Below are 3,035 nucleotides of genomic sequence, written 5' to 3'. Positions count from 1 at the left end.
TAAATTAAAAATAGATTTTAGGTTCGATCCCCCCTTAGTCCTAGGGTTGATTCATAGTAGGGTTGATTCATGAATCAACCCTACCCTTAGTCCCCCCTTGATAAGGGTGGTGTCTGATAATTTTTAACGCCTACCTACTTACCAAAAAGCTTTAAAATATGTTGAGAGGAAGACTGGTTATTCTCTGGGGTTCACCAGAGAATGTCCCGATCAGCGAAAAAATCAAGGGGAAAATGGGCAGTATTTTAAGTGTGGCGCCGATGATGGATTATACCGATCGCCATTTTCGCTATTTTTTGCGACAAATTAGCCGTCGTCCCCTTCTCTACACGGAAATGATCACGACGATGGCGATCAAACACGGCGATCGCTATAAGTTGCTGGGGTTCTCCCTAGCAGAAAAACCTCTAGCTTTACAGTTAGGGGGTGATAATCCCTATCTTTTGGCAGAATGCGCTAAAATAGCCGAAGATATGGGTTATGACGAGGTAAATCTCAATGTGGGTTGTCCTAGTTCTCGGGTAAAAGAGGGCAATTTCGGCGCTTGTTTGATGGCTAACCCGGAATTAGTCGCTAGGGGAATATCGGCAATGAATCAAGCTGTATCGATTCCCGTGACTGTAAAACAGAGAATTGGCATTGATGATCAGGATAGTTACGAAAATATGGCCAATTTTGTCCGTATTGTTGCGGATGCGGGTTGTCAACGTTTTACCATCCATGCGCGGAAAGCTTGGTTACAGGGATTAAGTCCCAAGGAAAATCGCACCGTTCCCCCCCTACGTTACGATGATGTTTATCGCCTAAAAAATCAGTTTCCCCATTTGTTTATTGAAATTAATGGCGGTATCATTAATTTAGAACAGGCTAGACAACATTTACAATTAGTAGATGCAGTTATGATCGGTCGGGCAGCCTACGATAATCCCTATTTATTTGCCACAGTCGATCGAGATTTTTATGGGGAATCGGTTACTCCTCCTACCCAGGAAGAAGTAATCAAAAAAATGCTTCCCTACATCGATGAGTGGGTGAGTAAAGGTTATAAATTACACCAGATCAGCAAACATCTTTTACAGCTTTTTGCCGGTCAGCCCGGAACTAAGGCCTGGAAGCGTTATATTAGTGAAAATAGCCATTTTCCTGGGGCCGATTCCGGGGTAATCTGGCAAGCTTTACAGCAGGTGAACTCCCTAAATGATCTGGCTAATCTGTCAATTTCCCATTGATTTATTTTCTTTTCTATGATTACCCAATCCTCAATTACTGCCGGGGTAAAAAATTCAGCTATGGCGGATTTTGTTTATCAACCTCCCCCGGCAGCTATCACAGCTAAACGTATTTTAATTAAACCTAATTTAGGTTATCCTGTGCCTCCACCGGTAACGGTTAGTCTGCCGGTATTAAGTCAAGTTTTGCGGGGATTGAGAGGGGTAAATACTGGGGCAGAAATTATCTTGGTAGAGGGAGTATGTTCGGCTATTTCTTTGAGAGAAATTATCGATATTTTGGGAGTAAAATCTATTCTCGATCCTGGAATAACTATTCTTGATGCTGATAGTTTACCCCAGCAAGAATATCCGAATCTTTCCCCTTTTCCTGTCCGTTTTCCCTCGATGTTTGCCCCTACAATTATCGAAGAAGTGGATTGTCGGATCACGATTGGAACCTTAAAACGCACCCATTTAAAGGATAAACCCCTGATTTCTGCTTCTTTAAAAAATCTCTATGGACTCTTTCCCCGTAGTCATTATAAAGCCCGTAGTCCCAACTCGCGGGGGCAATTACATCGCCCCTCCGTACCGCTAATTTTACAGGATGTTTATTTTTGTATCGGTCATCTTTTTGATGGGGCAGTGGTGGACGCTAATCTCAAATATTTTAGTAGTAATTGGCGACCGGATCGAGGAAAATCTATTCCTGTCGGTCAGGTGTTTTGGGGTGATGATATGATTAGCGTGGATCGCAGTGCTTGTCTGTTAGGTGATGAACCGATGCCAAGTTATTTAGATGCGATCGATTTGCTTCGTTCTCAACTTTTAAACGGAACTAATTAGGGTTTGCTGAAAAAGTTTCTTGGTGGGGTTAGGAGTCGGTCGCCGGTCGTCAGGAGGGGAAGTCAGAATAAAAGAATGACCTCGCGCAATCCTGTTTAAAAAATATACAGGAGAGTGGGGATCACTGGAGCGGGGTAGGGTTGATTCATGAATCAACCCTACCTGGAATCAACCCTACCTGGAATCAACCCTACCTGGAATCAACCCTACCTGGAATCAACCCTACCTGGAATCAACCCTAGGAGCGGGGGAGGGGAACAGTCTATAACTGGGTTTTTACGGAAGCGATCGAGGTAGGGTTTGGCATTCTCCAAGATTACCCCATTGTCGAGTGAACTGCTCTTTAGGTTGCCCAAAAACCCCCCTCGGTGAAGATGTCAAGCGTCTATCCAGATGCTGCCGTCTTCGATGCGAAGGGGATAAACGGGTAAAGCTTGGGGTTGAGAAACTGCCGCCATCGCTTTGTTAACCACAGGGGGCCAGGTAATCCAGTCTTTGACAGCACCACTACAGAGATCAAACGAACTACGATGCCAGGGACAAACGATCGCGCCGTCCTCGGTAATTTTGCCCTTCGTCATCGATAATTTTAAATGAGGACAAAGATTGCCAACGGCGTGGAATTGACCGTTATTGTTAATCAAGAGAATGGAACTGTCCCCCACTTTTACCAATTGACGGGCGCCGGGGGCAAGGGAATCTACAGATAATACTTTTGTCCAACTCATATTTTTCTTTAACCGAGGGAGAGATCGAGAATGGTTTCGGGGTAATTTTGGGCAATAATATCCTGTTTAGCCCATTGTTGGTAATCTTGCAACAATTGACTCATTAAACGCTGTTTAATCCGCAATAAAACCCCTTTTAAGAGACTATTGCCGGTGATTTCTAACAGCGGACGCGGGGTTAACCATAATGGCGGTGGTAGGGCGACTTTCACCTCAAGATTGGCTTTTCCCGCTAGATAGGTTTGATTAT

At 44.3% G+C, this 3,035-nt stretch carries 4 protein-coding genes; 2 read left to right on the top strand and 2 right to left on the bottom strand.

The annotated features are described in order from the left end of the window. The first annotated feature begins 233 nt into the window (after window positions 1-233). Complete coding sequence (gene dusA / locus PX481_RS01255) at window positions 234-1,229, top strand: tRNA dihydrouridine(20/20a) synthase DusA (RefSeq protein WP_043999335.1); 996 nt, start codon at window positions 234-236, stop codon at window positions 1,227-1,229. A 15-nt stretch (window positions 1,230-1,244) separates the two neighbouring features. Beyond that, a complete protein-coding gene (locus tag PX481_RS01250) occupies window positions 1,245-2,057 on the top strand; it encodes a DUF362 domain-containing protein (protein ID WP_288093264.1) in 813 nt (270 codons plus the stop codon). Window positions 2,058-2,434: 377 nt separating this feature from the next. On the opposite strand, the gene PX481_RS01245 is transcribed toward PX481_RS01250, so the two are convergent. Together PX481_RS01245 and PX481_RS01240 are read right to left on the bottom strand one after the other, a co-directional pair. Beyond that, entirely contained in the window at window positions 2,435-2,785 is a 351-nt protein-coding gene (locus PX481_RS01245) for a Rieske (2Fe-2S) protein (protein ID WP_288093261.1), read from the bottom strand. Window positions 2,786-2,793: 8 nt separating this feature from the next. Next, window positions 2,794-3,035: DUF1997 domain-containing protein (locus tag PX481_RS01240; RefSeq protein WP_288093259.1), on the bottom strand; the 242-nt coding region annotated here is incomplete at its 5' end.

This window comes from Microcystis sp. M53603_WE2, assembly GCF_030065435.1.
Note: the sequence above shows the minus strand (reverse complement) of the source record. Positions and strands in the feature narration are given on the sequence as shown.